This window comes from Falsiporphyromonas endometrii (assembly GCF_042654485.1).
Classification (GTDB): domain Bacteria; phylum Bacteroidota; class Bacteroidia; order Bacteroidales; family Porphyromonadaceae; genus Porphyromonas; species Porphyromonas endometrii.
The window spans coordinates 1-3,065 of the sequence record NZ_JBHSGO010000096.1 but is presented as its reverse complement, the minus strand read 5'-3'; the positions used below and the strand labels follow the sequence as shown (position 1 = coordinate 3,065).

The window sequence follows — 3,065 nt, the reverse complement described above, 5'->3', positions numbered from 1 at the left end:
CCGGGCGGACGCCAATCCCCCCGGTGTTTTTCATGCCCGCCTGACGGATGAACTAAACAATGAAAGGAAATGATTAATTTTGACTCAAAGATAAATCTCCTTTACACACTTTTTGGGATACTACCATGTATTTGTCTTTTAACTATCAACTACACCGGATCTTCTTATAAGTTATTGACCTCATATGTGCAATCCTCCACATTGTTATACCGGACCGGGTATATAGCGTGTGCTATTAGGCTTGTTATAAAACAAAGGGATGTACCAACTGCGGTTGGCACAGCCCCTTTGTGTATTGAGTAAAGAAGAATTTACTCTTCTTCTGCTTGTCTGAGAGCGTTTACATATCTGGCCTTTTCCATCTTTCTTCTTTTGATAACAGATGGTTTAGAAAACGCTTGTCTGTTTCTTAGTTCACGAATCGCACCTGTGCGTTCAAATTTTCTCTTAAATCTCTTAAGCGCTCTTTCGATATTTTCGCCCTCTTTGAGTTGTACTACAATCATATTATTTATTGTTCTATTATTTATTAATTCCTAATTCGTTGACTAGCTGCATTTTGTATTTGCTCCTAGTTTGCGTGGCTGCAAAGTTATAAACATTCTGTTATACAGCCAAATAATGATAAATCTATCCTATATCAATTTATAGGATCAATAAGGTTTTAATTACTTGTGCCATGATTGGCTCAGGTTGGTTGCTTATGGTTTACTGCGCCTCTTCTTGTACGACCATCTTTTCAAATCCGGGACTCATGACTACATATGTTTGCTGGTTGTCACCTGAGCATATGAGCATATACTCAACATTGCCGGCTTTGCGAGCAATCTCTTCAGCTTTATCTTTTCCTACAACCATAAATGTTGTCGAAAAGGCATCTGCAATCATTGAGCTTTTTGCTACCACAGTCGCACTAAGGACATCTCTTTGTACCGGATATCCGGTTGTTGGATCAATTGTGTGGGCATATCTTTTACCATCTTTTATATAAAAGTTTCTGTAGTTCCCACTTGTCGCCAATCCACCTGCCTCCTTTGGCAAGCTAATGATCAGCTGTAGGTCATTGTCTCCATCTTTGTTGTCAGAGGAGGGTTTGTCGATACCTACTCTCCACTCTTGTCCTTGAGGGCTCAAACCTTTGAATGCTATTTCACCTCCAATCTCTACTAAATAATTATTAACCTTCTTTTTATTTAAGACTTCTGCAATACAGTCTGCAGAATAACCTTTTGCTATTGACGAAAAATCAAGCATTATCCGAGGATCATCCTTGATCAACTTGTTGCCAACAATTCTGACTTTCTTGTAACCAACAAATTTCAGTATGCTATCTACCTTTTGTTGGTTAATATTTTCTTTATGCTTAAATCCAAACCCCCACGCATTCACAAGTGGAGAACATGTCACATCGTAAGCTCCATTGCTAAGCTCTGATACTTGGATTGCCTGATTAAAACACTTTCTAAACAGCGAATCTGTCTCAAATCCCGTGTTTTGATTGATGTGGGTCACCAAGCTAAGCGAGTCAAAAGGATTTAGAGACTTGCTAAATCTTTGAAACTCATCTTGAAACTCTTTTGTATATGCGGTATCACTTTGGTAAGTAATATGGTATGTTGTAGCCCATATCTCACCGCTATTTATTAGATAGTCAGTGTCTTTTGTCTGTTTGCAAGATATACAAGAGATTGCAAACAAACAGATAATGGATGCATATATTAGCTTTAGCTTCTTCATTGTCGAACTATGGGATTTATGTTTCGAGCACAAATCAAGACACAAATTTAGTGCTTTTATTCTGAACTATTACATCTAACTCCAAAATGTCATGCCAATTCGATTTAGACCTCGTTTAGACTCTATCTGCATTTACTTTGTGCGCTACGTTGCTCTGTTTGGCACAAACTGCATACTGCAATTTGAACTCATTATAGTTACAAGCTTGATTTGTTCTTATCACACGCATATATAATATAAGCAAAAGAATATCAATATGATACAGGATAGCATTGTCTCCTTGTTGCTACAAAGTTTTCTTAGGGGAAAAAGTCAACATTGGATCAGGGTTTCTTAATCCGAGAATTTGATATTTTGTTTCATTTCTCTCCGATTGAGGTAGATAAGGGCATATTGAAGTCTCTCAAATACCTTATTTATGCGGATGAGCATTTCAATTTTGAAAGATAAGCCCCCCTTTGAGGTCCAAAATAGGCTGTCCGAGAAAACTCTGTGCGATGTACAGCCAAGTCCATAGGACAAATAATGCCGTTTAGTTAGGGCGTGATCACTAGAGGTAGGGGTTTCAAGCCTGTAAGTGCCACAACAGTTTTATCAACAGCAATAATTCTAAAGTCGGTTGTCCGACAAAAACACCTGCAAGATTGAGTCATAAATCAGCATTTGATCCAATCGAATGCCTTATGGGCAAAGGGTTTGACTAAATGGATGGTTTTCTTTTTTGAAAGTATTGAAGGGTTGGCTGTCCGAGCGAACTAAGCATGATTTACAGGCTAATGCCTCAGAATAGGTAATATCGTTTGGTTAAATAGCAATTTATATGAAATCCAGTTTTGCCTGACAGCAATAATTTTGTATTTGAATGAGGGCATTTGAGTAGTTGAGTATCAAGCAAGAAATAGTGTTTAATACTTCAAAGTATAACCGAAGGACTTGTATTCTCTTCTCTTTCCTCCCAATTTGTCGTTAGATGGCAGATTCTAATGACCATTATTAGAAATTATTACTCTTAATACACTATATATCATTGCTTTCTAATCATATAAAATGGTTGTCAACAGCTTAATTTCACCTTACCATTTGGGTGTGTTGTCATAAAGAACCAAATGGCTTATAAAATTTGGATCTAAGTTGTGCTCCGAAATTCTATCGACATATTTGGGTTTACGCAACGATTTTCTGACAAAGAAAAGGGGAAGTCATTAGAAGCTGTTTAAAAATTATTCAGAGAATTTATTAAGCAATATTTTGCAGAAAGCAAGTTGAACCATAGCCTCTGCAGTAGCGGCATGAAACTCATAATCAATCGTCAGTCTTCTAAAATTTTC

Annotated in this window: 2 protein-coding genes; both read right to left on the bottom strand. The window is 37.2% G+C overall.

The genetic code is table 11. From position 1 onward, the window contains the following. Window positions 1–311: 311 nt before the first annotated feature. Window positions 312–506, bottom strand: coding sequence for a 30S ribosomal protein S21 (gene rpsU / locus ACFO3G_RS03500; RefSeq protein ID WP_380078030.1), 195 nt, complete (start codon window positions 504–506; stop codon window positions 312–314). 202 nt (window positions 507–708) lie between these two features. Next, complete coding sequence (locus ACFO3G_RS03495) at window positions 709–1,737, bottom strand: FAD:protein FMN transferase (RefSeq protein ID WP_380078028.1); 1,029 nt, start codon at window positions 1,735–1,737, stop codon at window positions 709–711. Window positions 1,738–3,065: the final 1,328 nt, after the last annotated feature.

Bases quoted from the DNA above. Each gene is read 5' to 3' on its own strand.
- ACFO3G_RS03495 (WP_380078028.1), bottom strand. From the start codon at position 1,737: ATGAAGAAGCTAAAGCTAATATATGCATCCATTATCTGTTTGTTTGCA.
- rpsU (WP_380078030.1), bottom strand. From the start codon at position 506: ATGATTGTAGTACAACTCAAAGAGGGCGAAAATATCGAAAGAGCGCTT.